The sequence below is a fragment of the Halobacillus salinarum genome (assembly GCF_022919095.1).
GTDB lineage: Bacteria > Bacillota > Bacilli > Bacillales > Halobacillaceae > Halobacillus_B > Halobacillus_B salinarum.
Genome location: NZ_CP095073.1, coordinates 3,145,496 through 3,172,101, shown reverse-complemented (window position 1 = coordinate 3,172,101; position 26,606 = coordinate 3,145,496). Strand labels below are relative to the sequence as shown.

Genomic DNA, 26,606 nt, shown 5'->3' with positions numbered 1-26,606 from the left:
AATGAAAGAGCCAGTAAAGGTAAAGCCTGAACTCGAATTTTGTACATTGCTTAATCCTGATTTTGGAGAATATCTTCCTGATATCAAGGAAGAATCAGTGCTTCCGGAGAAGCCTGTTGAACAACACTAAGTGAAGTATAGCAGACAGGTAAATATTCCTGCCATTTTTTTAAAAATATTTAGACTTTTTTCTTAGGATTTGGTAGATTTAAGTAGATGAGCGGCGGCTTCCCTGGGGAACTGCCGCAATTGAATAGGAGAGGATGTTGAGAAGAATGGATGTTGCTTTAAAAACTGAATACGAAGTGAACCCTCAAACGATGGCACTGATTGCAGAGTACAATGAGGTAGGACAAGTAATCACGAAAGTCATGGAAAAGAAAGAGTGCTTTTACTTGTCGAAGTATCCTGGTCTTGTGATTGATGAATCGTGTCATTATTTTGGCAGCAGTTTAGAGGGGCAGATTTCCGGTACCAAACAAGTAGCCGGTTTTACACACAAACCCCCCATCGTGATTTCCTCTGCTATGGGAATGTATTTCTTCCCTATAATCTCCCCGAAACGAAAAGAGTGTTCCTGGATTGCCCATAATTTTATCCGGTCCTATAAAGCTGAGGAAGACCAGACTACCACCCTTTACTTCTTCAATGGCACTACTGTTCATGTCCCTGTATCTGAAGGAATGATTGCAAATCAAGTGCAGCGTACAGCTCAGTTTCGATTCATCCTGGAGGACCGCTTAAGGCATTCTGCGGTTTTTCAAAGTGAGCGTGTTGCTGAGCCTTATGCATAAGCTCAAACAAAATGGACTCTACTTTTTTTCGAATCGCAGGATTAAAATAGTTGCGTTTTTCCTCATATCCCTGGGCTAGGAATAAGAAAGAGGTAAAAGAATCGTTTCTCCCTGATTCCACCACCTGAATTTTCTGCTGGTCCATTTGGTATCTTAGCTTCTTACGCTCCTCACGTGCTTCTAACTCCATTTTACCAAGTAACTCCAAGTAAGGTTCTTTTATTTTAAAGCTTCCATGCTCAAAATGTTTTCGATCTTGTCTTATTACCACGACAGCCATTGATAAAAACAAATATCGAGAAGCAAGGTCGAGTTCATTTTGTTTTAAGCGGCGCATGTGGTGATCCCCTCCTGATAAGAACGTGTGTTCCTGTTTTTATTATACCACGCATCAGCTGGAAATATGCAAGAAGGTTTACGATTAGGTTAAAATTGGCAGGGGCAAAGGTGGAAGAATGGAAATGACAGTATGCAGCAGGACAAGTTTGGATTAAAATAAAGGAAAAGCAATACACTGGTTTCCGGTGTCATTTAAGGAGCACCGCATCATGTACTTAATGGATATTACGTTAGAACAACTAAAGCAAATGGCTGAAAACGATCGATTGTTTGACTATATCATCCAGCAATTTGAACAATTCGAGAGCTTAGGACCGCTTCCTGGAATCCTTCTGCCCATGCTGGAAGCATTTTTACCGATCCTTCCTTTAGTTGGATTTGTGCTGGCTAATTCCGTTGTTTATGGACTGTATAAAGGTTTTTTGTATTCATGGATTGGAGCTGTAGTGGGAGCGATCCTTGTGTTTCTCATAGTCAGACGGCTGGGGCAAAAGCGCTTTTTTAAGTTTGTCAGCCGTCACAAGCAGGTCCGAAGAGTAATGAGCTGGCTGGAAGACCATGGCTTCGGGCCGCTTTTTCTGCTCATGTGCTTTCCCTTTTCTCCATCTTCGATCATCAATGTGGTTTCAGGGCTTTCAAAGGTGAATAGACAACAATTTATATTAGCGACGATACTTGGAAAGTCTGTGATGATCTTCACCATTTCCTATGTGGGGAGCAGTATAAAAGAGTTTGCTCAAAATCCAGTAAAAACGATTGTTGTAGGAGCGTGTATTTTTTTATTTTGGATGATAGGAAAGTACATTGAACGAAGAATCCATCGAAAGTCGGAACGAAGAAAGCAGCAGGGCGATTAAGTTTATACTCCAAAGGGTAAAATGTTGGTAGTAATCAATCCTGGAGGAGAAGACATGAGAAAATATCGCAAAATGATCCGGACTATCCTATTTGCCTTAGCGCTTGCATTTGTATTCAGGTATTTTATTTTTGCGAGTTATATCGTAGATGGAGAATCGATGGAACCAACGCTGAATGACGGAAACCTGTTGATGGTAAATAAAGTCGTGTATGATTGGCACAGTGTCGGCAGGCAGGATGTCATTGTATTTCATGCCAATAAGAAAGAGGATTATGTTAAACGAGTGATTGGGGTCGCCGGTGATAAGATTAGATTTAAGGATGACAAGCTCTATGTAAATAGCAAAATTGTGCCTGAACATTATTTAGATCCGCTCCGTCCGCATGATGGAGAGCTTTTTACTGAGGATTTCACCCTTGAACAAGTAACGCAGCACGAGCGCGTCCCTGAAGGGAAGATATTTGTTATGGGAGACAACCGTCGTGATAGTCTAGACAGCCGCTATTTTGGTTTCGTTTCTATTGATCAGGTTGTTGGAAAAGTAGACGTTCGCTATTGGCCGGTGTCTCAGCTTGCCTTGCAGTTTAAAGCGGAATGAGAGCCGTCCATTTGCGGACGGCTTTTTTCATTTACAGGAAAGAAAATGATAAAATAAAGAGAAAGATAGAACGTTTTTGAGGAGGACAATCATGGGGATACGTTTTTTATTAGGGCGTTCAGGAGCAGGAAAGAGCAGCCGCTGCCTTGAGGAAATTGAAACTAAATTACAAAAGGATCCTAAAGGTCCTTCTATTATTTATATAGTGCCCGACCAAATGACTTTTCAACAAGAATACGCGCTGTTGAAAAGAGATGGCATCGAAGGAGCTATTCGAGCTCAAGTATTCAGTTTTTCCCGATTAGCCTGGAGAGTACTTCAGGAAACAGGGGGAGACACAAAAAAGTTTATCAGTTCTACGGGAGTCCAAATGATGCTGAGAAAAATTGTGGAAGAGAGGACCTCGGATTGGCGCGTCTTTCAGAAAGCCATTGAAAAGCAGGGCTTTATTGAACAGCTCGAAGGCATGATTACTGAGTTTAAGCGATATAGAATCTCCCCGGAAACTCTACGGGCTCAAATGAATGCTCTCGATCAATTCGTTCATACGACTTCTCATGAATCTGCCTTGCGGGAAAAGCTGGATGATCTCTATTACATTTACGAGCGCCTTACGGATGCTTTAAGAGAGCAGTACATAGACAGTGAAGACCAGCTCCAATTATTAGCCGATAAAATTTCGCAAGCCCAGTTTCTTGAAAATGCTGAAGTGTACGTGGATGGATTTCACAGCTTTACCCCACAGGAGTACGTGGTGATTGAAGAATTAATGAAAAAGGTGAGTTCTGTTCATGTAACGTTAACGACCGAAGCGCCGCAGGCTGAGGAAAACGCTGAATTAGACTTATTCCATGAAACGAAAGAAACCTTTTTTAGTTTGCAGAACCTTGCTCATGAAGCCGGGGTGTCTGTAGAAGAAGTCCTGCCCCTTGATCATAAAGAAGGGAGGTTTAAAAACAGGCCGTTCTTCAGACATATGGAAGAGTACTTTGATACACGTCCTGCCCCTCCTTTTCATGGAGAGTCTCCGATACAAATTGCTGAAGCTGTCCATCCCCGTGCTGAAGTTGAAGGCGTAGCTCAGGAAATTCTCCGGCTTGTCAGGGAAGAAGGGTACCGCTATAAAGATATTGCTTTATTGATGAGGGAACCCGAAGTTTATCATAGCTTAGTGGATACGTTGTTTGAAGACTACCATATTCCTGTCTTTATCGATGAAAAAAGAACGATGCTCAATCATCCGCTCATTGAATTGATTCGTTCGGGACTGGATGTTGTGGAAGGGGATTTTAGATACGATGCGCTTTTTCGACTGTTAAAAACAGGTTTTATTTCAGGGATGGACCGGCAGCACCCCCTGGATGCCGATGCGGTTGATGAACTGGAAAATTATGTGCTTGAGTATGGGATACGCTCAAGGAACCGCTGGTTTGAAGATAAGCCTTGGCTCTATCAGAGATTCAGAGGCTTTGAGCAGGCAGCTCAAACCGATGAGGAAAAAGAGAAGCAAGTTCGTATTAATGCCTATAGAACTCAAGTAAAATCCGCCCTGCAATCGTTTGACAGGCAGCTGAGGGAAGCTCGTACTGTCAGTGAGAGAGCAGAGGTTCTATATTTATGGCTAGAGCAGATTCAAGCGCCAGAGAAACTCGAACAATGGCGGGATTATTACGATGCTCAAGGAGAAATTGAAAGTGCGAGAGAGCAGGAACAAGTGTGGGATGCTATCGTACAGCTTCTTGATGAGATGGTAGAAATGGCCGGCGACGAACCTGTGTCTTTGTCTTTGTTTAGAAACACCATGGACAGTGGGCTGGAGGCTCTTTCTTTTGCTCACGTGCCGCCGAGCATGGACCATGTCATCGTAGGTAGTGTAGATCGTTCAAGGGTTACAGGGATAAAAGTGTCGTTCCTTCTTGGAGTTACAGAAGGGATGTGGCCGATGAAGCCGCCAGCTGACGGGCTTATCTCAGAAAGAGAAAGAAATCTGCTGGCTGAACATGGGATGCGCCTGGCTGCAGGAAGCCAGCGACAGCTGCTGGATGATCGCTTCTATGTTTATTTATCGTTAACCATGCCGAAAGATAAGCTTTACGTGAGCTATCCTTTGAGTAATGAAGAAGGAAAATCAAAGCTCCCGGCTTCTCTAGTCCAACGTTTAGAAGAACTGTTCCCAGTGTGTCAGAATCATGTTCTCTGGCAGGATCCTGATGACCTCACTGATGCAGAGCGGTTTATTACAACACCTGAAAAAACACGTGGCGCACTGACTGCTCAGCTTGCCCGTTATTTAAAGGGCTATTTGCTCCAGCCCGTCTGGTGGGAGGTGCTTAACTGGTATATTTTTCATGAGAGCAAAGGAGGGCTTACCCAGCGGGTCCTGCAAAGTTTGTTTTATCGAAATCAGCCTGTTAATTTATCGAAAGAAACAAAAGACCAATTATTTCCTAAAACACTCAGTACAAGTGTGTCAAGGTTGGAAACCTATAATCGGTGTTCCTACCAATACTTTGCCCAGCACAGCTTGAATTTGGAAGCGAGGCGGACTTACAAGCTGGATGCTCCGGATATTGGACAGTTGTTTCATGAAGCGCTTAAGCAAATCACTGAATGGGTGCGGGCAGAAGGGAAAAACTTCGCTGAGCTTAATAGGGGAGATGCGGATCACTATGCCAGGCAGGCAACTGCTCATCTGGCTCCGGTTTTGCAAAACCAGATTTTGCACAGCTCGAACCGGTACCAATACATTCAGCGGAAGTTGGAGGGGGTTATTGCAAGAGCTGCTTATGTATTAAGTGAACAAGCCCGTAAGACTCAATTTTCTCCCGTCGGGCTGGAGCTTGGTTTTGGAAGCGGCAAAGACAGCCCGCTGCCACCACTGTTTCTTGACTTGCCAAATGGTTACGAACTCATGCTCCGTGGACGGATTGACCGTGTTGATCGTGCACTTTCTGAAGATGAGTTGTATTTAAGAATTATTGATTATAAGTCGAGTGCCAGAGGTTTGAGCCTAATGGAGGTATATTATGGTCTCTCCTTACAAATGCTCGCTTATTTAGATGTAGTGCTGACAAATGCTGAATATTGGCTTGGAGCTAAAGCTTCTCCTGCCGGGGTGCTTTATTTCCATGTCCATAATCCGATGATTACTGGGACTCAGATGCTTGCGGATGAAAAAATAGAAGCAGAAATTTTTAAAAAGTTTAAAATGCAAGGACTACTGCTTGAAAATGAGCGAATCGTTCAATTGATGGATACTGGGCTTCAAAAAGGGCAGAGTCAAATTATCCCTGCAGGCTTAAAGGCGAATGGAGGCTTTTATAAAAATTCTAAAACGGCTGATTCGGATCGTTTTAAAGCTTTAACCCACTATATTAGAGACGTAATGAAAGAATCAGGGACAAGCATCACTGAAGGGGAAATTAAGCTTAATCCATTTCAGCAGCAACAACAGACGGCATGCAGCTTCTGCCCATACCGGTCCGTCTGTCAGTTTGATCCAACGCTGGAAGAAAACCAATTCCGCAGGATGCAGAATTTAAAAGAAGAAGAAGCTTTGGAAGCAATAGTAAAGAGAGAGGAAGGAAGCTGATGGTCAGTTGGACAAAAGAGCAAGAACGGGCGATTTATTCCCACGGTTCAGATATATTAGTCGCTGCCGCTGCCGGGTCCGGAAAAACAGCCGTTCTTGTAGAACGAATTATTCAAAAACTGCTGCACGAGACAGATCCAGCTGATATTGATTCTTTACTGGTGGTAACCTTCACGAATGCAGCAGCACAGGAAATGCGAAATCGAGTTGGACAAGCGTTGAGCGAAGCTTTGGAGCAAAATCCTCATTCCCGGCATTTAAAAAAACAATTATCCTTACTGCAAAACGCTTCGATCTCTACCCTGCATTCCTTTTGTATGGATGTAGTCAGGAAAAATGCCTATTTGCTTGATCTTGATCCCGGATTCAGGATTGCTGACGATATTGAAGCTGATCTTATTCAGCAAGAGGTCATGGAAGAACTCTTTGAAGATTGGTATGGAAAAGACGGCGAAGCAAGAGAGCGGTTTTTTGATGTTGTGGACCGCTTCTCAAGTGATCGAAGTGATCTGGATGTTGAGAAATTAGTGCTGGAGCTTTACACGTTCGCCAGTCAAAATCCATGGCCGGAAGCCTGGCTTGATCGGACCGTAAAAATGTATGATGCATCAGATTTTAATAGAGAGGAAGAATTACCATGGCTGCATCTGTTAAAAAGGGAAGTGCACAGTCAGTTTAAAGCAATCGAAGCTGAAATGACAGAGTTTCGGGAAATGACACGTATGCCGGACGGTCCCTCTGCCTATGGAATCAATGCTGAGGAGGATTTTGAACTGCTCCAGCAGGCAAAAGGTGCGCTCGAAATTTCCTGGGACGAGTTACAACGGTTTATAAAAGACAGTAAGTTTAGTGCACTATCAAGGAAGAAGATGGATTGTGATGAAGGTAAGAAAGAAGCAGCTAAAAAAACACGTGATCGTTATAAAAAACGTTGGACAGATATAAAGGAAGCCTGGTTTACGAGACCGCTGGCCCAATATTTGGAAGATATGCAGCGGCTGCATCCCGTAATGGAACAAGTATCCTTCATTGTAAAAGATTTCAAAGAAAGATATCAGCAGCTCAAGAAGGAAAAGGCGATCGTTGACTTTTCGGACTTGGAACATTACTGTCTGCATTTATTACTTGATGAAACGTCTACACCCGATACTCCTATCCCATCAGAGATTGCACGGAGTTATCATGCTCAGTATTCCGAAGTTCTGATCGACGAATACCAGGATACAAACCTCGTTCAGGAAACATTGCTGCGGTTGCTTACTTATGGAGAACAGTCCGGTAAGTTATTTATGGTGGGAGATGTAAAACAAAGCATTTATCGTTTTCGCCATGCCGAGCCTTCCTTATTTCTTAATAAGTATAAACAGTTTGCTGAAAATCCTGACATTGGAGAACGTATTGATCTAGCGAGAAATTTTAGAAGCCGAAAACAGGTGCTTGATGCCGCCAATTATATTTTTAGACAAGTACTTGATGAGGAAGTAGGAGAGATGGAATACGAACCAGAAGCAGAACTTATTTACAGCAACCGTGTTTATGATGAACTAACTTCTGCTGATGCTGAGGCGGAACTGCTTATTATCGACAGGGAAGCGGTAGACAATGAGGAGCCAAACACGCAGGATGAAGATTATCGCGATCTTGAAAAGGCCCAATTGGAGGCACGGGCTTATGGAGATTTAATCCGTCAATGGCTTGGACATAAAGATGAAGCTCCGCTGGAAGTGGTGGATAAAGAATCAAACCATAAAAGAACCATCCAGTATCGAGACATCGTGATCTTGATGAGGTCGATGACGTGGGCGCCTATGATTGTGGATGAGTTAAAACAGCAAGGCATTCCAGTTTATGCAGAACTATCGACAGGGTATTTTGAAGCGATTGAAGTGAAAGTCATGCTCAATCTACTGAAAATTATCGACAACCCTAAACAGGACATCCCTTTAGCATCTGTTCTACGCTCTCCGATTGTAGGGCTAGACGAGGAAGAACTCACGCAGCTTCGTCTTACGGATAAGAGAGCAAGCTTCTATGAGGCAGTAACTCATTATACTGGAACAGAAGAGCTTGAAAACAAAGTGAGAAATTTCATAAACCTTCTCAATGGTTTTCGTGAAAAAGCGCGTCAAGGAGCCTTATCTGAACTCATCTGGCAGATTTACCGGGCTACAGGGTATTACGATTTTGTCGGAGGTATGCCAGGGGGGAGACAGCGGCAAGCGAACCTTAGAGCGTTATACGACCGGGCCCGTTCATATGAAACTACATCATTCAGAGGCTTGTTCCGGTTTCTAAGATTCATCGAAAGAATGGAAGAACGAGGGGACGATTTGGGAGCAGCACGCGCCCTGGGAGAACAGGAGGATGTGGTCAGGATTATGACAATCCATAAAAGTAAAGGCCTGGAGTTTCCTGTGGTCATCCTGGGTGCCATCGATAAGCAGTTCAATATGATGGATTTAAAAGAACGTTATCTCCTTCATAAAGATTACGGGATTGGAACACGCTACATTGATCCGGAAAAACGCATCATGTTTCCTACCCTGGCTTATCAGGCTATTAAACAAGTGAAGAAAAGAGAACTATTAGCTGAAGAAATGCGTGTCTTATATGTGGCCTTAACGAGGGCTAAGGAGAAACTCGTTATGGTAGGCAATGTGCCTTCATTTGAAAAGAAGCAGGAGAAATGGCGAGGTTTCGCGGACTGGCCGAATTGGGTTCTTCCTCCGCATGACCGCTTAGAAGCAACTTCCTATTTGGATTGGGTCGGTCCTGCGTTAGTCAGGCATTCTCACGCCGGCAGCTTACGAGGCGATGTAGAGGTCCGGACGAAAGAGGAGGTTATCACTGATGCATCGGAATGGAAGATAAGAATCGCTCATGGTCAAGAGTATGCTGCCCTTACTGAAATGGAAAAGGTGCGGGATGAAGAACTGAAAGAGGCAGTAAATCATTGGGAAAAGGTAACAACTCAGGAGAATCATTCAGAAATTATCCAGCGTTTGAATTATCAATACCCTTATCGACAAGCGGCTTTTTCTCGTGCCAAGCAAACGGTGACGGAAATTAAAAGGCAGCGTGAGGCGAAAGATGAGTATTCAAGTGATCAGCTGCTAGTTCCCTATCAGGCCCCTATTATCAAAAGGCCAAGGTTTATGCAGGAGCAGATGCAACTGACCGCTGCTGAAAAGGGGAGCGCTCTGCATGCAGTCATGCAGCACATTCCTTTTACTCATGCCTATTCTAATCAGGAAGTAGAAGAATTTGTAGAACACCTGGTATTAAAGGAGATACTAAGAAGGGAAGAAGCGGATGTAATTAATACGGAAGCGGTTGCTGCTTTCTTTCAATCTTCCGTAGGTAAACTGGCAATTGAAGCTGCCTTCGTAGAAAGGGAGGTGCCTTTCAGCCTTGTCCTGCCTGCTCAAGACGTGTATTCGGAATGGGAGGAGGAAGCCAGCAAAGAACAAGTATTTATTCAAGGAGTTATCGATGCGCTGATTCCTTACCAGGACGGATGGCTGCTGCTTGACTACAAAACAGATAAACTCGCGGGTACCTCAGTAGATGCTGATGAGTTAAGTGCGCGTTACCGTACCCAAGTAGGTCTATACGCTACAGCTCTGGAAAAGATTTGGAAAGAACCTGTTCAGCGGGCTTGTTTATACTTCTTTGACGGACCGTTTATTGTGGAGGTGGAACATAATGGAGGGGGAATGTGAGTTATGCCATCGGTTTTCCCGCAAAGTAACCGAGCACCACTTAGTTCCGAAACAATACGGCGGTGTGAACGAGCCAACAGTCATGCTTTGCAGTGATTGTCACAGACAGATTCATTTAATATTTACCAATATTGAATTAGCTGGTTTTTATCATACCACTGCAAGGCTTGCGGACCATCCTGATGTGAAAAAGTTTCTTCACTGGATAAAAAAGCAGGATCCAGGAAAAAGTGTTCCTACGAAAAAATCCAAACGAAGATCATAAAAAAGAGAAGGGGCAGGACGTTATGAGTTCTACCCCTTCTTTTATGCGTTTGCAGTAACATTTTGATCGTTAACATCCGGGTCAATCGGATTCGTTGAACTAAGCCCGTTATTTGTACATATAAAGTTCCCGGTATTAAGCGCACCTGAACCGGCACTTGTCTTCGAAGTACTCTTGGGTGACAAATAAAATCCATCCCCGAAGTTGACAACGCCTCCTCCTACACTGTTTATACTGACCGCACCTACAAGAGATGGCATGAAAACAGCCTCCTTTTATTCGTATGGTTTAAACTATGCGAAGATTAGTCCTCCTGTTCATCTTCTTGAAGAATACGGAAATGTTTAACTCTTGCCTCAGCATCGATATGCTCAGTTCCGCCTACCTGAAGCAGAGAAGCAGTGGAAACGGCGGTCACACACACTTCATCTACAATTATAGGAGCATTATGGTAATGAAAACTTTCAACATCCAGCGGGGGCAGAGGAGGGGGGCCTCCCGAGTAAAAAGAGAATAGTCTTCAAATCTCACTCGTTCCTTAGTAAACCTTGGTCCTTCTTTTTGCACGGCAATAACTCGGGATAAAGGAGCAAAACGATATAAATCTCCTATCAATACCCCAGAACTAATGAGTGTGGAAATAACGTCAATACAATTGGAGTAGACGACTCGTTCACTCATATTCGTCTACAGCTTCGAAGGCTGCTTCCTCCTCAAGAGGAACAAAGCTTCCAACGATTAAAGACTCAGGAGGCGTATCAAAAAAAGAATTGGTACGTATCGTTTTGTTATCGCCTATTAGAAAGACAGAGGATGTAGTTACACCTCTCACTTGAATTCTTCCTACATGAAGTCCGTAATTATAAACAACGTGGTTCATCACTTTCCATCTCCTTCATAAGAATTCAAATATTGCCCGAGGGAATGCCTGACCTCTTCTTGGATACGGTGAAGCATGGTGGTTTCATCTAAATCAGGATATTCCTGTTGATAATGCTGGACTCTTTGAGGAAGCTGCTTCCTCACATCATTTATTATTTGTTCCTTATGTGTGTCACTGATTGAAACATCATGGTCCTTTACGTAACGGTCCATCCATTGAGGAATGTCAGTCGTCATATAATCCTGCAGGGTATGCTGTATCGGTGCTTGAGCAGTGTGGTTGTTAGAATACAATTCACCAAGCTCGGAATAATCCGAACCATTAGGGGTTAAGCCAATTTGCAAGGTACCTTCCAACGTTTCAATTTTAAGCTGATCAAAATGATATTCAATTTTTTCAATGACGGTCTGCGGCTTTTCGTTTGATTGAAGCTGTTCAACCTTATCGGTGAGCTGATCAATCATTTCCTGTTGTTTCTGCATATATTGCATCATCTGCTGAAACCACGCCTGCCATGGCTGATAGTAGCTCAATTACGTTCACCCCCCCTATCCATAGCCTATGCTAAAGATGTGGGAGATTTGACTAGGACAAAGAAAGTGGGACAAGCGGAAGAGCTTCCTGCTCTGGAATACTCACTTCACCTGCAACAGGCTCTGCTTCTTCCCCCGGCTTGGTGTATTCCCCTGTATTATAAAGGTCGGCTTTCCCTTGTATTACACCGGAGCTTCCTATTTGGACTATAGATGAATTGGCAATGGTTCCTATTCTTAACACATGAATGCAAATCGATTGATGGACGGTCAGACTCATGAAACTCCACCTCCTAAGAATTAATAAAGGACTGGTCAATTGCTTCATTGTCATTGACATACGTAGTGGAATTATTCAGATTTATCCTTATGCCGTTCCCTGTATTAAAGGAGCCGCCACCAGCAAATGTCTTAACCATTGCAGAAGGGGACATGTTATATACATCCCCTATGTTAAAAATGCTGGAAGAGGAGATGGCTACAACTTTTACTGCTCCTACTTTTGCTGGCATTATTCATACTCCTTTCTTTATCTTATGTGATAAGATTGTCTAAATATCTTATTAAAAGTAAAATAAGAGCAGAGGAGGAATCCAGATGAATATGGAAGTATCCCCGTTAACGGAAACGGACCGGTTAAGCTGGGTTGATGCCGCCAGAGGATTGGCCATCCTTGGCATCTTTATGGTGAACGTTCCAGCCTTCAATGCTCCTTATTTTATGTACGGTGGAGAGGCGGTGTTTTGGTCTTCAAACGTAAGCCATACCGTACAAGCTGTTATTGATATTTTTTTTCAGGCAAGTTTCTACACCCTATTTTCATTTATGTTTGGTTTTGGATTGCAGATGATGAAAGACCGCGTTGCTGAGAAAGGAGCAAAGGTCATAGCAGTCATTTTGCGCAGGTTAGGTGTCCTTACCTGTTTTGGTATTATCCATGCGTTCTTTATATGGCATGGTGATATATTATTAACATACGGAATATTAGGATTTGTGTTATTGGCTTTTTTCTACGCCAGCAATCGGGTGTTATTAAGCTGGGCTTTTGGAATGCTGATCGTATATATTGTTCCTTTGACCCTGCTTTATTACAATGCCCGCAGCCGGCTTGGAACGATAAATCAATTTGCAATTTCTCAGGCAAAACAAAATTATGGACAGGGAACGATAACTGACATTTGGGAACAGAACTTGAACGACTGGCTTTATTCCAACGCTCCATCGGTCATTCCTTTTTTGGCCTGCAGCCTTATCCCCATGTTTTTGTTTGGCATGGTGATTGCGAGAAAAAGATGGCTCCATGAACCTCTTAACTATATGGCCTCCATAAAAAAATGGTGGGGAATCACTGGTGTTCTCTTTATTCTTTTCAAAGCTGGCCCCTACTTGATCGGCAGTCCCGAATGGACGCAGCTTTTGCAGGACGGCATAGGGGGATCTGCATCAGCAGTTTTTTACGTGTTATCTATTACTTTATTATTCCAAACCCGTGTTGGTGCAAAGGTGATTTTTCCTTTGACATGGGTTGGGAGAATGTCCTTATCTAATTACATTTTTCAATCTCTTTTATGTTTTTTCCTATTTTACTCTGTGGGTTTGGGCTGGTATGCTCAAGTGTCTCCGCTGGAAAGTTTTCTTTTAGTAACTGCTGTTTATGCTCTTCAAATCTTCTTGAGCAAGCAATGGCTAAGAAAGTATAAGTACGGTCCGCTTGAATGGCTGTGGAGATCATTAACATATAATAAGAAGCAGCCGATGAAGCGCAAACAAACAGAAACATCCTATTAATTAAAGGGGGGATCCGCTTGTATAGAGACCAAATAGATAAAGAAAGCAGACGGTGGGTTGAAGATTCCATTATCACAGAGGAACAAAGGCAAAAAATAATTGACAGATATGAAAAAAAGCCCGCTCGATCATTTCTGCTGACTTTTGCTGCCATTTTTATTGGACTTGGCTTTTTAACATTTATTGCTTCCAACTGGTCGGCTATTCCTCAACTCGGACGAATGGGGATTATCGTTCTTTCCATGACTTTATTTTATATCATGGGCCATATCCTTTTTGAAAAAGGGTCAAAGAACCTTGGCCGGAGTTTTTTATTGATTGCGATGCTCATTTTTGGTGCAGGCATTTTTCTGACAGGGCAAATGTATCATTACCAAGCATTTAGCGCTTTTCCTTTTTTTATTTGGTCGTCAGCATCTTTCTGTCTTTATTTGGTGTATCAAGAAAAACTGTTTTTTATTTCCACAGTCAGTATCATGACCATCGGCCAAATCTATAGCGGAATTGTATTTCAAAGCTTCGACATCTGGATTGGGATATTGTTTCTTTTTGGAATAGGTATGATTGCGTATCGATGTAAAGACGATTGGCTGTCTTTAGGGTTTGCCTTAAGTTTTTCTATACAAGCACTTGTCCTCGTCTTTAGTGAAGAGTTTCCTTATTATTGGCTGATCGTTTATTTTCTTGTTCTTTATTTAACTGATGATTTGGTAAAGGGAAAAGGCAGATATCGCATCTTTAACATGGTCAGTGTCATTGCCTTAATTGTGTTGAATGCCTTACAGGTCTTCTTTTTATCCAGTGATTATATATTTGACAGCATTGAATATTCCTTTTTCTTTTTTATCGTTTGGGCAGTGTTATTTGTTTTTGCTGTCATTAGATCGGCGATGAGCCCCGTGAATGTGTATTGGATTGACTTGATTTTATTTGTCCCTGTCTTTCGGTTTGAATTTGGCGATATGCTGTCTTTAGTGCTCTTGTTTCTTTATTCTCTAGGGTGGCTTGTGGCAGGATACAAACAAGAAATCAGCCGCTGGGTAAATAAAGGAACAGCTGCTTTTCTTGTAACCACGCTAATGGCTTATTTTCAGCTGGCCTGGGATTTCATGAGCCGGTCGCTGTTCTTTTTTATCGGAGGCGTCCTGTTATTCCTGCTGAGTTTTCTTCTTGAAAGGAAAAGAAGGAATTTAATTAAAGGAGGCACCGTGGAATGAAAAAAATAGTCTTTTATGTATTTGTAGGGTTACAAGTGCTGTTTTTAGTTCTTATGTGTGTTTCTTATTATGCGATGGATTCTTTTGGGACAACGATTAAGCTGAAGACGACTCCTATTGATCCAAGAGATCCTTTTTATGGAGACTTTGTTTCATTAGGCTATCAAGTGGAACAAATTCCTGAAAAATATTGGGAAGGAAATAAAGAAGCAAACCGCGGCGAGCAGGTGGATTTGCTTTTAAAAAAGGATAAATCAGGTGTGTATCGGCTCAAGAAAGCTTCTAATCGGAAGCTCGAAGCTTCCACGAAGGACCAAATAGTAATCAAAGCTAAATATGAAGGACATAATTCCTTTGCCGGGGAATACCGTGTTTCTCTAGGACTGGATCGTTACTATGTAGAAGAAGGCATGGCCACGCAAATTCAGCCTAACGAGGAAAGGGTAGTGGAAATTGTCATAGCACCGTGGGGACAGAAAAAAATAGCTTCCCTTTCAGAAGAAAAATAAAAGGAGACCGGGGGGTCTCCTTTTGCTTAGCTTAAAACTTCTTTAATTTGCTGAATGGCCCATTGCAAATCCTCTTTTTCAATAATTAGAGGAGGAGCAAAACGAATAACGTTATCGTGGGTTTCTTTACATAATAGACCTTTTTCCTTCAGCTGCTCACAGTAGGGACGGGCGCTCTCCGTCATTTCCACACCAATAAACAGCCCTTTTCCGCGAACTTCTTTAATCTTAGGATTGGTTATGCTTTTCAGCTCATTCATCATATATTCCCCAAGTTCTAAAGAGCGCTGGCTGAGATTCTCTTCCTCAATAACATCAATAGAAGCCATAGACACGGCGCAAGCTAATGGATTGCCTCCAAAAGTTGAGCCGTGGGAGCCGGGGTTAAATACACCAAGAATCTCTTTATCCGCGACTACACAGGAAATCGGAAATACACCGCCTCCAAGAGCCTTGCCAAGAATCGTCATATCAGGAGTAACATCTTCCCATTCACAGGCAAACATTTTTCCACTACGGCCGAGCCCGGCTTGAATTTCATCTGCTACAAACAACACATTTTCCTGGCGGCAAACCTCATAGGCTTCCTTAAGATATCCCTCTGGAGGAATAACGATGCCAGCTTCACCTTGGATCGGCTCTAATAAAAATCCGGCTGTGTTTTCGTTAATTGCATCCTTCAAAGCATCGATATCGCCGTAAGGGATCGTTTTAATACCTGGAAGCATTGGGCCAAATCCCCGTTTGTACTCCTCTTCAGAGGACAGGGATACAGCTGTCATCGTTCTTCCGTGAAAATTCCCTTCACAGGCAATGATTTCAGCTTTCCCTTCTTCAATCCCTTTTACATCATAACCCAGCGACGAGTAGCTTTAACGGCCGTTTCTACTGCTTCTGCTCCCGTATTCATAGGGAGAGCCATTTCTTTATTTGTAAGTTTACATACTTTTTCATACCATGGTCCGAGCTGGTCATTGTGAAAAGCTCTTGAGGTCAACGTTACACGATCAGCTTGTTCTTTAAGAGCTCGAATGATCTGTGGGTGGCGGTGCCCTTGGTTGACGGCGGAATATGCGCTTAACATATCCATATAACGGTTTCCTTCAGGATCTTCCACCCAGACCCCTCTGCCTTCGTGACGACTATTGGCAGTGGATGATAATTTTTTGCTCCATATTCTTGTGTTTGGTCGATGATTTGCTGACTAATACCTGACATGATATCCCTCCAATTTCATTTGAAACATCTTTCCTCATTATAACAGGTTTAGAGCGAATTTTCTTACAAGTGAAATATTTGTGAAGCTTTCATTATAATAGGATTACAGGTCGAAATCATGATATTATTAGGGAAAATGGAAAGGGAGGAATACATCTTGGCACATTTACATATTACCTCATGGGTACTTGCTTTTATTTTGCTTGCCATTGTCGTTTCTTTAGCGAAAAAAGGAAATGAAAAAGGAGCAAAAATCACCCAGATGATTTTACGACTGGATTATCTATTGATTCTTTATTCTGGGGGATCGTTATTTGCTTCTTATGCAAGTTACGGACCCCTCGTTATTATTAAATTACTCGCAGGACTGTGGGCTATCGCATCAATGGAGATGGCAGCAGTAAAAACATACAAACACAAGCCTGCAGGAATCTGGTGGACACAGTTTATTATTGCTGTCGCCATTGCTTTAATTCTAGGGTTTGGGTTTCTACCTATGGGAATTCTTCCTCGCTAATTAAATGAAAGTTCGATGACAAGCTCATACAAAAAACGGCATGCCAGTTTCGCATGCCGTTTTTTGTTGTAGTGGGGGTAGAGCTTAAAACGCTCGTTTGGTTTTGTAATTGAATCCGCCATTTGGGGAATAGCGGTTAATAATAATGATAATCATTCTCATGTATAAAGTCAACCGTCAATGCATCATTTTTTCATACTTTATATGTTTCTTTCATATACTCAGCTATGATGGTTCATTACTGCCCATGCGAAGTTCTCTTCCTGGTGTTGAACATCACAGTATCAGCTCACATAAAGTGACAGGGGATGGTGAGGCTTATGTGTGGAATTGTAGGTTGGATAGATCGAAACGATAAACATACAGTCAAGGATCAAATTCTTAATGATATGGCAGCTACGCTCCGTCATCGAGGGCCGGATGATTTCCAAAAATGGCTGAAGGGGCCTGCCTGTTTCGGGCATCAGAGGCTCATTGTTGTGGACCCAAAAGGCGGTAAGCAGCCAATGATTAGAGAAGCAAGAAATGAAAGCTTTGTGCTTTGCTATAATGGAGAACTTTACAATACAGATGAGGTTCGCGATGCTCTAAAAGCAAAAGGGTGGACGTTCAAATCTCATTCCGACACGGAAGTTGTGTTAGTAAGCTACATGCAGTGGGGGAAACACTGCGTCGATTATTTAAATGGAATCTTTGCCTTCAGTATATGGGAGGAAAAACGCCAAAGACTCTTTTTAGCTCGTGATCGTCTTGGGGTGAAGCCGTTGTTTTACAGCGAACATAACGGTGGCTTTATGTTTGCTTCAGAAATGAAAGCTATTTTGGCCCACCCTGACGTCGCACCAAAAGTTAATAAAGAGGGGATAGAGGAGCTTCTTGCTCTAGGTCCTTCACGAACTGCTGGATATGGCATTTTTAATAATCTCTCGGAATTAAGACCTGGGCACAGAATTTTATGGGAAAGAGGTACGCTGAAGGTAGAACGATACTGGAATGTTAAGAGTGAACCTCATGAAGATACTTGGGAGGAGACGGTGGCTGCCGTTCGCCAGCTTTTTTTGGATGCTGTCAAACGGCAGCTCGTTTCTGATGTGAAGCTTGGCACTTTTCTATCCGGAGGAGTGGATTCAAGTGCCATTACGGCTATTGCTGCCAACAAATATCAGCAAGATCAGATGGCACCATTGGAAACCTTCTCCATTGACTATAAAGATCAGGAAAAGTTTTTTAAAACAAATGCTTTCCAGCCTGACAGAGATGAATCATATATCCAGTTAGTCAGCAAAGAAAATAAGACCCAGCACCACGTAATGACAGCAGGCCCTGAAGTCCTGGTAACCCTGTTAAAAAAATCGGTCGAACTTCGTGATCTTCCAGGGATGGCTGATGTCGACTCTTCATTATTGTGGTTCTGTGACAAAATCAAGCAGCATGTAACAGTAGCTTTATCTGGCGAGTGCGCCGATGAAATTTTTGGTGGTTATCCATGGTTTTACCGCAAGGAAGATAAAGAAAGACAGGGTTTTCCATGGATACGCTCGCTTAAAGAGAGAACAGGACTGATCAGGGATGACGTAGAAGCTCAACTTGATATTGAAGCTCACATGCTGAGAAGGTACCAGGAAACCATAGATGAAACACCGCTGCTTCCAGGAGACAGTGAGGATGTCAAACAGCACCGGTATATGAGCTACTTAAATATGAATTGGTTTATGCAGACACTCCTGGAAAGGAAAGACCGAATGAGTATGGGAGCAAGTCTTGAAGTAAGGGTGCCTTTTTCTGATCATCGAATTGTAGAATATGCTTGGAATATTCCTTGGGAGATGAAATTCCATAACAATCAAGAGAAGGGGCTGCTTAGGGAAGCATTAAGGGGAATACTTCCTGATAAAGTCTTGTTCCGTAAAAAGAATCCATATCCGAAGACTTTTCACCCTGACTATACAAAAGGGGTGTGCCAGTGGATGGAAGAAATTCTTACCGATTCCAATGCCCCGTTATTTGAACTTTTTGATCGTAAAAAAGTAAAACTTCTTACTGAAACAAAAGGGAATTCGATTGATACTCCATGGTTTGGGCAGCTTATGACAGGTCCACAGCTCATCGCCTATTTATGCCAAGTGAACTACTGGCTCAAAACCTATAACATTCAATTAGTATAACAAAAGCCCCGGTATGGATGAGCCAATACCGGGGTTATCATTATGTATAAGTAAGATTCTGTTTGACGGCTGGAGGGGGAAAAGGATAATCTTAGAAGCGTAGAATTAAATAGTAAGGAGGAGCGGTGATGAGAAAGATTAGAACTATACTTCTCAGTATCCCGTTGCTTCTTTTTTTCGCCAATCCGGCAGGAGCAGCAGAAAAAGAAGACCAAGCTTGGCAGGACGAAAGCATTTATTATATTATGGTGGATCGTTTTATGAATGGAGTTGCACATAACGACCAAGGGATTAATATAAAAGACGGCGAAGCTTTTCATGGTGGAGATCTCCAAGGGGTTATTGAGCAGCTGGATTACATAAAGGACATGGGGTTTACCTCAATCTGTTTGTCTCCTATTATGGATAATCAGAAAAGAGGGTATCACGGTTTCTGGGTAGAAGATTTTATGAAGACAGAAGAGCATTTCGGAACGATGAAAGATGCCGAACGCTTGGTTCAAGAAGCCCATAAAAGAAACATGAAGGTTATATTTGAATTCCCGGTTAATTTTACGGGGAACGAGCACCCTTGGCTGAACGATTCTAACAAGGAAAATTGGTATAAAGAATCCTCTACAGCGGGAGAAGATGACCATCTACATAACAGCTGGTTAAAAGGGCTGCCTGAACTGAATTTGGATAATAAGGAAGTTCAAAACTACTTGTTTAAAGCTGCGGACTATTGGATTAAGAATACCAATGTTGATGGTTTTAAACTTGAACGAAAAGGGGAAATACCCGCAGAATTTATCCAGGTATTTGCAAGTCATGTGAATTCTACTAAAAATGGCTTTTTTCTATTAAGCCATTCGGAAAATATGATAGGTGCAAGACTGCATGATGGATACTACCGGACTGCATCTGAAGCTTTTTCTGACGCAGGAAACTCTCTCCAAGACGTGAATGAAGTATGGAACATGGAGCTAAACATTAAAGGCAGCGTGTGGGCCAATTATATTGATAATCTTCAAACACTTAGATTTGCCCATAGGGCTGTTACCAATCAAAAAAATCCTGCAACAAGGCTGAATCTTGCTCTTACTTATACATTTACTGCTCCAGGCCTCCCAATAGTTACATATGGCACAGAGGTTCCGCTTGATCCAGGGGCAGATCAAGCACCCAAAATGATGGACTTTAAAGCAGCTAATGAAGATCTGTCTAAGTTATTGGAAAAATTAAATGCGATGCGTCAGGAATTTCCCGCACTCACTAAAGGAGATTTTAAACAACTTTACCATGACTCAGGGTTTGCTGTATTTAAAAGAACCTACCAGAATAATACGATGATTATAGCTATAAATAATGATACGAAGACGAGAGCAATAACAATACAGGATCTACCTGAACAGCAGCAGCTAAGAGGTTTACTGCTCGATGGAGTTGTCCGTCAAAGCCAGGATGGCGGTTATAAACTAGGCATGGATCGAGAAACGGCAGATGTGTTTGTCGTGGAAAATGATCAAGGCTACAACTGGCTGTTTATTGGCTTTGTAGGTGGTGTACTTGGATTATTTGTCGTTGCCGTCGCGTGGTTAAGCAGAAAAAGTAAATCCTCTAAAGAGGATAGAGAATAGAAAGCACCGTTATCAATGGTGCTTTCTTATCCATTTACAATAACTCCGCCATTCACATGAAGAACCTGACCGGTCATGTATGCAGAATCCTCGCTGGCAAGAAATACATAGGCAGGGGCAAGCTCGTTTGGTTGACCCGGCCGCTGCATCGGTACATTGGAGCCGAATTCTGCAACCTTTTGTTTATCAAAGGTAGACGGGATTAAAGGAGTCCAGACGGGCCCAGGAGCAACAGCGTTAACTCTGATTCCTTGTCCCGCTAAAGATTGGGAAAGGGAACGGGTAAAGCTGGTAATGGCTCCTTTCGTTGCGGAATAGTCGATGAGATCCTTGCTTCCTGCGTAAGCCGTAATGGAAGTGGTATTAATGATTGATCCTCCAGTCTTTATATGTGGAAGCAAAGCTTTGGTCATATAAAAGAAGCTGAAGATATTGGTACGAAAAGTTCTTTCCAGCTGTTCATTAGATATATTCAGGATGCTCGTTTGAGGATGTTGTTCTGCAGCATTATTGACCAGAATGTCAATCGCACCATACTGCCCGATGATTTGCTGAGCACTGGAAGTGCAGAATTTGTTGTCCCCTATATCCCCTGGTAAGAGGAGGCATGACTTTCCTTCTTCTTCTACCATTTGTTTCGTTTTATTCGCATCTTCGTGCTCGTTCAAGTAAATAATCGCTAAATTAGCCCCTTCACGGGCAAAGTGGATTGCAGCAGATCTTCCAATTCCACTATCTCCCCCTGTAATAACTGCGACCTTTTGATGTAATTTTCCACTCCCTTTGTAGGACGAAGAAATGACTTCTGGTAAAGGGGTCATTTCTGATTCAATTCCGGGCATCTGGTTCTGATGCTGAGGCGGGTTGATGGGGCGCTTCTGCGGCATAAGTCTCCTCCTTTATTTAGATGTGTTAAAAGCTTGCCCCACTTCACGTGAATTACTCACGATTATGAAGGATGCTGCCGTTTTCTGCGAACGATGAACCAGATGACAACTGCTAAGGCAGCTATGATTAACAGGATCGGGGAGTAACCTAAAAGAAAAACAGTAACCGCTGAAAATAAACTCGTTAAACCATTTATGGAACTGTTAAAAGCCTGTTTCGTCTTTTCCCACGTATTCAAATCTCGGTTGTTTACGGCAGGTACCACAACCTTCGTCTCGATAAAGGAAAGGTTAACCGTAGAATACTCACTTTGATCATTCAAATAATTCATTTTCCCTTGCAAGCTTTCCATTTCTTCCTGGACTCTTTCAAGGTCTTTAGAAATAGCAACTAAATCGTCAGTTTTCTTTGCACCATCTAAAAAAGACAGCAGCCTTTGCTCGACTTTCTTCTTCGCTTCAAGGCGTGATTTATAATCCACATATTGCTCTGTAACGTCTTGAGCAGAAGTCTGCTTGGAAATGATTTCAGAGCTGTATGATCCTATCCCATCCATAAAATTCTGGAAATGCTCTTGCGGGACCCTGATGGTTAAATTCCCTTTCCGGTTCCCCTCGTTTCCTTTGTGCAAGTTAATGTTAACGATCCGTGCCTTGTATTTTTTAATTTCTTTTTGCAGATCTTCATAAAATTGATCATAATTTTTGGTTTCTAAATCCACTTGGGATTGGTAGATGAGTTTAGCCTGGTTTGGAGAAGCAGCTTCTTTTGATTCCCCTTCCATCTTATGGTCTTGTGCACGTTCAGGAGCTGCTGACTCCCTGCTGAAAGTGGCTGAATCGCCAGCTTCCGAACTGCCGGAATCTCCGTTTGTTTCATTATTGCTGCACGCAGTAAGCAGGAATAGTAAAGAGAGAAATACGAGTAATCTTTTTCTTGTGGTCATAAAATAACCCCCTTTTTACTTTATAGTCGTAAAAGGGGGGATTTCGTTACATGAAAAATGACTTATCCGGCGGCAATTAGTATTCCTATTTGAAAGGTTTATTTAAAAAGAAAAGAGCAATCGTCCCCGGACCTGAATGAGAACCAATGGCCGATCCTACCATTTCAATATGGATTTCTTCAATTGCAAACTTTTCACGAATCAGGTCTGCTAAGTATTCAGCACTGTGCAGCGCATCTCCATGACTGATTCCTATCCGCTGACCTTTAAGATCTTCGCCTCGTTCTTCCATTAGTTCAATCATGCGTTTAAAAACTTTCTTCGAGCCGCGTATTTTTTCCAACGGAATAAGCCTGCCTTCTTCCATATGGAGAAGCGGTTTGATTTTGAGAAGGGTGCCGACAAAGGCTGCCGTTTTGCTTACACGACCCCCTCTGTATAAATACTCTAAATCGTCGACGGTAAAAATATGTTCCATATGATCAGCGTGGTAGCTCCCCGTTTCTATAATTTCTTCATAGGAGGCTCCATCGGCGGCAAGCTCTGCTATACGCATAATAATTAATCCGTACCCTAAAGAGGCAGCTTTTGTATCAAGAACTTCGAAATTTGCTTCTGGATGCTCTTCTTTCACTTCTTGTTCGACCATTTTAGCTGTTTGATATGTTCCTGACAGCTCTGAAGAAAAAGCAAAATACACGAAAGGCTGGTTTTGACTGGCAAGTCGGGAGAAGGCTTCTCGAAAGGATTCAGGGGCAACTTGTGACGTCTTGGGCGCTTTTCCTTCTCTCATGAAGTTATAAACTTCCAAAGGGGAGATGGTTCTGCCATCTTCAAATTCTTTTTGGTCAATCGTTACGCGTAAAGGCAGCATTTCAACATCATATTTTTGTATAGTTTCCTTCGATAAATCAGACGCAGAATCGCATAATATTTTTACAGCCATAGGCTCCACCACCTAAAATAGATTATATCTACGATAAGTTTAGGCTGAAGTATCCAGTTAGTCAAAACATATTGATTTTTTTTCGCTGATTATCTAAAGTTAGTTTTGGGAACTGATAAAAAGAAGTTTTACTCTTAAATGGAACAAAAGGATAAAAAGTGAAAATAGTAAGAAGGAGGTTCCTATGTTTTCCGTCGAATTAAGAAGGATAGTTATCGTAGTCTTTGGAGCGATATTAAATGCCATCGCTCTAAATCTATTTTTAATTGAAGCCAATGTATACGCAAGCGGATTTACTGGGGTAGCCCAGCTTCTGACAAGTATTTTTAAAGATTTTCTGCATATACCTGGACTAAGTACAGGACTCATTTTATTTATACTAAATATCCCTGTGGCCATTTTAGGATGGTATAAAGTTGGTAAAGGCTTTACTGTGTACAGTGCCCTTTCAGTTGCTTTTACTACTTTTTTCCTTACAGTTATCCCTGTTCAGCAGCTTTCAGAAGATATTATTCTAAACGCTGTATTCGGTGGAGTAATCGGGGAATAGGGGTCGGTATTACGTTAAAATGGGGTGCTTCCACAGGCGGTCTGGATATCGTAGCCATGGTCTTGTCACGCATGAAGGACCGGCCGATCGGTATTTATTTTTTGGTGATCAACAGTGTGATTATAGCAGTTGCAGGATTATTATATGAACCTGAGAATGCTCTATATACTTTGCTTACCCTTTATGTAACAACGAGGGTTATTGACGCTATCCACACTCGCCACGAGAAGCTTACGGCCATGATCATTACTACAAAGGCAGCAGAGCTGGAAAAGGCGATTCATGCACAAATGGTTCGTGGAATCACTACCCTTCCAGCACGTGGTGCGTTTACACAACAGGACAAAAATATGCTGATTATGGTCATTACCAGGTATGAACTCTACGATCTTCAGCATATCATCAACGAAGTTGATCCGACGGCCTTTACAAATATTGTCCAAACGACAGGAATATTCGGATTCTTTAGGAAAGATGATTAAATAAGTAACGTTTTACTTAGCAGAAACGTCTATTTAGATAAAAAACAAAGGAAGTGAGATGATGAGGGGGTTATTGTTGCAGCAACGGCCAGTCTGATGTTTCTTTTGAGTGGTTGTATGAACTTAGAGGAACACGAAAAAGCTAGTACAGATACTGGCAATCAAAGTGAGGAATCTGTAGAAAACATGGAGGCACTTATCAATCAGTTGACGTTGGACGCTACCGTGGATACTTCTTCCGATCGGGCAGCATTTCATTTTTCACTTACAAATCAGGGAGACAAGCCTGTCATTCTTGGCTTTAACTCCAGTCAGCAGTATGAAATAAAAGTGGAGAACAGCAATGGCGAATCGGTGTACACGTATTCGGCCGATAAAATGTTCACTCAGCAGCTCACGACTGAGGAACTTGCGAGCCAAGAATCATTAAAGAATTCAGAAACGTGGGAAGCCATTAAAACCCCAGGGAATTATACGGTTACCATCACTTATTTAGTCTCGTCCATTAACGATCAGCCTTTGGATGCCGAACCTTTTCAAGCAACTCAAAGATTTATTATTGAAGATCAAAAACCTGAAGACCCAGAAGCGAATCAGGCATTTAAAGATATTAAAGTATCTGGAAACAACGGAAACTATACGGTGACAGGAAAGGCGAAGGTATTTGAGGGAAGCTTCATGTACACCGTTGAAGACGGGCATCATGTACAGATTGAACCAACAGCGGTCCAAGCTGAAGCAGGGGCACCTCAATGGGGGCATTCCGGATAAATATAACCATTCCTAAAGAAAAGCTCCCTGAGTATGGAGAGCTTACATTGACTCTCTATGAAGCAAGTGCAAAAGATGGCAGTCCATCACATGTGAAATATATTCAACTAGACAATCTAAATACTCAACAATGAAGCGGCTGCATTTCGCAGCCGCTTTTGTTTTGTTTGCTTTTAATATCCGTATTCAGTTAATAGTCCTTCGACTTTAGGAGTCAGTGTTTCCCAGTCTGCATTCGGCTGTTTATTAATAGTGATGAAGTTCTGAAAGCCAAATACATTGTCCACTTCATCAAACTCCATAAGATCATTCATAATTTTATGTTCGCTCGTCTGCCCGGGCATCACAGAAACACTGCCATCTCCTTGAAATATTAAAGAATCTGCGGTGAATTTGCGCGCATTAGGGTTCGGCGTTTCTTCAACTTTTATTGCCATAATAAATCCTCCTCTTGTCCATCTATTCTTATTTTATCAGAAAATGATGGAACTCTAAACGGGAGGCTTTATCTTTACATCAAATTTATTAAGGTATGATACAATGTACAATATTTTAGGAGGGATGTTATGGAGTCGAAATTAAAAGAGGTGCTGCAATCCATCAAGACCAATGATTATCAGCTTCCAGATCAATTCAACCTACAAGAACTCACAACGATGATGCTGCAGCGTATTGGAGCCGTAGATCCTGTGATTCGTGATGAGCTTATTCATTCGATCTTCACTGCCTTGATTGACAATGGTGCTTATAACAGTGATCAACTTAAAAACATACTTCAATCGATCTTGAATAAAAATTACTTGTTTTACAAAATTGGTTCTTCAAAAAAAGAAGAAGACGCTGTTTTTAAAAGAAGCTTCTCGGTCTTGTTAATCCCTCCCATTCTAAAACAGCATCGAACCGCGCCTTTCTTAAAAGAAGAAGAAGTGCACCGCGTTTGGGAAAATTTAAAAAAGTATATGCAGCAGGAATCGGATCATAGAGGATACGTGGATGGAAAAGGCTGGGCCCATGCCATGGCTCATGCTGCAGATGCTTTAAATAGCACTGCTTCTTGCAGAGAGATTACGACCCAGGAAGTCGAAGGGATGCTGCCTGTCATTCGAGAGCAATTTCTCATTGACCAGCCCTATCTGTTCGATGAAGAGGAAAGAATGGTGACTGCTGTACTTACGATGTTTAAAAAAATGGAGCCTGATGACCGGGTGAAATGGTTGGAGACTTTGATATACCAGCGAAAAAGCTGGGATGACCCTAAAGAAGACATCATTATTAACAACAGCAAGCATTTTCTCAGAGCGTTGTATTTTCGGATGCTTGAAGGAGATTACAGAGAGCTTAGACAGGTTTTGGAAAATCTGCTGCGGGAACTTAGAAAGCAGGAAGCTTACTAATAATTTTGGAG

The 26,606-nt window shown here is 42.2% G+C and carries 27 protein-coding genes and 3 pseudogenes; 17 read left to right on the top strand and 13 right to left on the bottom strand.

Translation table 11 applies throughout. The annotated features are described in order from the left end of the window. Position 1 precedes the first annotated feature (1 nt). Both MUN89_RS21845 and MUN89_RS16420 read left to right on the top strand, forming a co-directional pair. On the top strand, positions 2-130 hold the full coding sequence (locus tag MUN89_RS21845) for a hypothetical protein (protein WP_256463996.1): 129 nt from the start codon (positions 2-4) through the stop codon (positions 128-130). 133 nt (positions 131-263) lie between these two features. Continuing rightward, positions 264-794, top strand: coding sequence for a competence protein ComK (locus MUN89_RS16420; RefSeq protein ID WP_244708845.1), 531 nt, complete (start codon positions 264-266; stop codon positions 792-794). Here the strand turns inward: MUN89_RS16420 and MUN89_RS16415 are convergent. Further along, positions 724-1,131 (bottom strand): YhjD family protein, encoded by a 408-nt coding sequence (locus MUN89_RS16415; protein ID WP_244708844.1) that lies wholly within the window; start codon positions 1,129-1,131, stop codon positions 724-726. The genes MUN89_RS16420 and MUN89_RS16415 overlap by 71 nt on opposite strands. A gap of 211 nt (positions 1,132-1,342) precedes the next feature. Between MUN89_RS16415 and MUN89_RS16410 the strand changes: the two genes are divergently transcribed. From MUN89_RS16410 to MUN89_RS16390, 5 genes are all read left to right on the top strand, one after another. Continuing rightward, the gene (locus MUN89_RS16410; RefSeq protein WP_244708843.1) at positions 1,343-1,990 is read left to right on the top strand and encodes a TVP38/TMEM64 family protein; all 648 of its coding nucleotides are present in this window, start codon (positions 1,343-1,345) and stop codon (positions 1,988-1,990) included. A gap of 54 nt (positions 1,991-2,044) precedes the next feature. Continuing rightward, positions 2,045-2,590 carry a signal peptidase I gene (lepB, locus tag MUN89_RS16405; protein ID WP_244708842.1) on the top strand — a complete coding sequence of 182 codons (546 nt, stop codon included), beginning with the start codon at positions 2,045-2,047 and terminating at the stop codon, positions 2,588-2,590. A 91-nt stretch (positions 2,591-2,681) separates the two neighbouring features. After that, positions 2,682-6,182 carry a helicase-exonuclease AddAB subunit AddB gene (gene addB, locus MUN89_RS16400; RefSeq protein WP_244708841.1) on the top strand — a complete coding sequence of 1,167 codons (3,501 nt, stop codon included), beginning with the start codon at positions 2,682-2,684 and terminating at the stop codon, positions 6,180-6,182. Further along, the gene (gene addA / locus MUN89_RS16395; protein ID WP_244708840.1) at positions 6,182-9,904 is read left to right on the top strand and encodes a helicase-exonuclease AddAB subunit AddA; all 3,723 of its coding nucleotides are present in this window, start codon (positions 6,182-6,184) and stop codon (positions 9,902-9,904) included. Before addB ends, addA begins: the two co-directional genes overlap by 1 nt. Further along, positions 9,888-10,169, top strand: coding sequence for an HNH endonuclease (locus MUN89_RS16390; protein ID WP_244708839.1), 282 nt, complete (start codon positions 9,888-9,890; stop codon positions 10,167-10,169). The genes addA and MUN89_RS16390 overlap by 17 nt, the downstream gene beginning before the upstream one ends. A gap of 41 nt (positions 10,170-10,210) precedes the next feature. On the opposite strand, the gene MUN89_RS16385 is transcribed toward MUN89_RS16390, so the two are convergent. The 6 genes and pseudogenes from MUN89_RS16385 to MUN89_RS16360 form a co-directional block, all read right to left on the bottom strand. After that, entirely contained in the window at positions 10,211-10,429 is a 219-nt protein-coding gene (locus MUN89_RS16385; protein WP_244708838.1) for a spore germination protein, read from the bottom strand. A 44-nt stretch (positions 10,430-10,473) separates the two neighbouring features. Then, positions 10,474-10,850, bottom strand: a pseudogene (locus MUN89_RS16380) (spore germination protein GerPE). Continuing rightward, positions 10,843-11,049: a spore gernimation protein GerPD gene (locus MUN89_RS16375; protein ID WP_244708837.1), complete on the bottom strand. Its 207-nt coding sequence runs from the start codon at positions 11,047-11,049 to the stop codon at positions 10,843-10,845. The pseudogene MUN89_RS16380 and the gene MUN89_RS16375 overlap by 8 nt, the downstream one beginning before the upstream one ends. Then, positions 11,049-11,585, bottom strand: a complete 537-nt coding sequence (gerPC, locus tag MUN89_RS16370; protein ID WP_244708836.1) for a spore germination protein GerPC — start codon at positions 11,583-11,585, stop codon at positions 11,049-11,051. The genes MUN89_RS16375 and gerPC overlap by 1 nt, the downstream gene beginning before the upstream one ends. A gap of 52 nt (positions 11,586-11,637) precedes the next feature. After that, complete coding sequence (locus tag MUN89_RS16365) at positions 11,638-11,865, bottom strand: spore germination protein GerPB (RefSeq protein ID WP_244708835.1); 228 nt, start codon at positions 11,863-11,865, stop codon at positions 11,638-11,640. A gap of 13 nt (positions 11,866-11,878) precedes the next feature. Beyond that, the gene (locus MUN89_RS16360; RefSeq protein ID WP_244708834.1) at positions 11,879-12,097 is read right to left on the bottom strand and encodes a spore germination protein; all 219 of its coding nucleotides are present in this window, start codon (positions 12,095-12,097) and stop codon (positions 11,879-11,881) included. An 85-nt stretch (positions 12,098-12,182) separates the two neighbouring features. Between MUN89_RS16360 and MUN89_RS16355 the strand changes: the two genes are divergently transcribed. The 3 genes from MUN89_RS16355 to MUN89_RS16345 are packed head-to-tail and all read left to right on the top strand — an operon-like array spanning position 12,183 to position 15,099. Further along, positions 12,183-13,373, top strand: coding sequence for a DUF418 domain-containing protein (locus tag MUN89_RS16355; RefSeq protein WP_244708833.1), 1,191 nt, complete (start codon positions 12,183-12,185; stop codon positions 13,371-13,373). Between the two features lie 17 nt (positions 13,374-13,390). After that, on the top strand, positions 13,391-14,590 hold the full coding sequence (locus tag MUN89_RS16350) for a DUF2157 domain-containing protein (protein WP_244708832.1): 1,200 nt from the start codon (positions 13,391-13,393) through the stop codon (positions 14,588-14,590). Next, entirely contained in the window at positions 14,587-15,099 is a 513-nt protein-coding gene (locus MUN89_RS16345) for a GDYXXLXY domain-containing protein (protein WP_244708831.1), read from the top strand. Before MUN89_RS16350 ends, MUN89_RS16345 begins: the two co-directional genes overlap by 4 nt. 26 nt (positions 15,100-15,125) lie before the next feature. On the opposite strand, the pseudogene MUN89_RS16340 reads toward MUN89_RS16345, so the two are convergent. After that, positions 15,126-16,317, bottom strand: a pseudogene (locus MUN89_RS16340) (ornithine--oxo-acid transaminase). 157 nt (positions 16,318-16,474) lie between these two features. On the opposite strand from MUN89_RS16340, the gene MUN89_RS16330 reads away from it, so the two are divergent. After that, positions 16,475-16,834: a YisL family protein gene (locus MUN89_RS16330; RefSeq protein ID WP_244708829.1), complete on the top strand. Its 360-nt coding sequence runs from the start codon at positions 16,475-16,477 to the stop codon at positions 16,832-16,834. Here the strand turns inward: MUN89_RS16330 and MUN89_RS21840 are convergent. Continuing rightward, entirely contained in the window at positions 16,831-16,956 is a 126-nt protein-coding gene (locus tag MUN89_RS21840) for a hypothetical protein (RefSeq protein WP_256463995.1), read from the bottom strand. The two genes, MUN89_RS16330 and MUN89_RS21840, sit on opposite strands and share 4 nt — an antisense overlap. A 198-nt stretch (positions 16,957-17,154) precedes the next feature. On the opposite strand from MUN89_RS21840, the gene asnB reads away from it, so the two are divergent. Beyond that, a complete protein-coding gene (asnB, locus tag MUN89_RS16325) occupies positions 17,155-18,999 on the top strand; it encodes an asparagine synthase (glutamine-hydrolyzing) (protein WP_244708828.1) in 1,845 nt (614 codons plus the stop codon). Positions 19,000-19,127: 128 nt separating this feature from the next. Continuing rightward, positions 19,128-20,618, top strand: a complete 1,491-nt coding sequence (locus MUN89_RS16320; protein WP_244708827.1) for an alpha-amylase family glycosyl hydrolase — start codon at positions 19,128-19,130, stop codon at positions 20,616-20,618. A 26-nt stretch (positions 20,619-20,644) separates the two neighbouring features. On the opposite strand, the gene MUN89_RS16315 is transcribed toward MUN89_RS16320, so the two are convergent. From MUN89_RS16315 to MUN89_RS16305, 3 genes are all read right to left on the bottom strand, one after another. Continuing rightward, entirely contained in the window at positions 20,645-21,505 is an 861-nt protein-coding gene (locus MUN89_RS16315) for an SDR family oxidoreductase (RefSeq protein ID WP_244708826.1), read from the bottom strand. 62 nt (positions 21,506-21,567) lie between these two features. Beyond that, positions 21,568-22,452 carry a DUF4349 domain-containing protein gene (locus MUN89_RS16310; protein WP_244708825.1) on the bottom strand — a complete coding sequence of 295 codons (885 nt, stop codon included), beginning with the start codon at positions 22,450-22,452 and terminating at the stop codon, positions 21,568-21,570. An 85-nt stretch (positions 22,453-22,537) separates the two neighbouring features. Then, on the bottom strand, positions 22,538-23,398 hold the full coding sequence (locus tag MUN89_RS16305) for a DegV family protein (RefSeq protein WP_244708824.1): 861 nt from the start codon (positions 23,396-23,398) through the stop codon (positions 22,538-22,540). 184 nt (positions 23,399-23,582) lie between these two features. Here MUN89_RS16305 and MUN89_RS16300 point away from each other — a divergent pair. From MUN89_RS16300 to MUN89_RS16290, 3 genes and pseudogenes are all read left to right on the top strand, one after another. Then, positions 23,583-24,430 (top strand): annotated as a pseudogene (locus MUN89_RS16300) (YitT family protein). A gap of 117 nt (positions 24,431-24,547) precedes the next feature. Beyond that, positions 24,548-25,201, top strand: coding sequence for a BsuPI-related putative proteinase inhibitor (locus tag MUN89_RS16295; RefSeq protein WP_244708823.1), 654 nt, complete (start codon positions 24,548-24,550; stop codon positions 25,199-25,201). Next, complete coding sequence (locus MUN89_RS16290) at positions 25,183-25,335, top strand: hypothetical protein (protein WP_244708822.1); 153 nt, start codon at positions 25,183-25,185, stop codon at positions 25,333-25,335. Before MUN89_RS16295 ends, MUN89_RS16290 begins: the two co-directional genes overlap by 19 nt. 39 nt (positions 25,336-25,374) lie before the next feature. Here the strand turns inward: MUN89_RS16290 and MUN89_RS16285 are convergent, their stop codons facing one another. Further along, positions 25,375-25,638 (bottom strand): NifU N-terminal domain-containing protein, encoded by a 264-nt coding sequence (locus MUN89_RS16285; RefSeq protein ID WP_244708821.1) that lies wholly within the window; start codon positions 25,636-25,638, stop codon positions 25,375-25,377. Between the two features lie 129 nt (positions 25,639-25,767). Between MUN89_RS16285 and MUN89_RS16280 the strand changes: the two genes are divergently transcribed. Further along, positions 25,768-26,595 carry a DUF2785 domain-containing protein gene (locus MUN89_RS16280; protein WP_244708820.1) on the top strand — a complete coding sequence of 276 codons (828 nt, stop codon included), beginning with the start codon at positions 25,768-25,770 and terminating at the stop codon, positions 26,593-26,595. Positions 26,596-26,606: the final 11 nt, after the last annotated feature.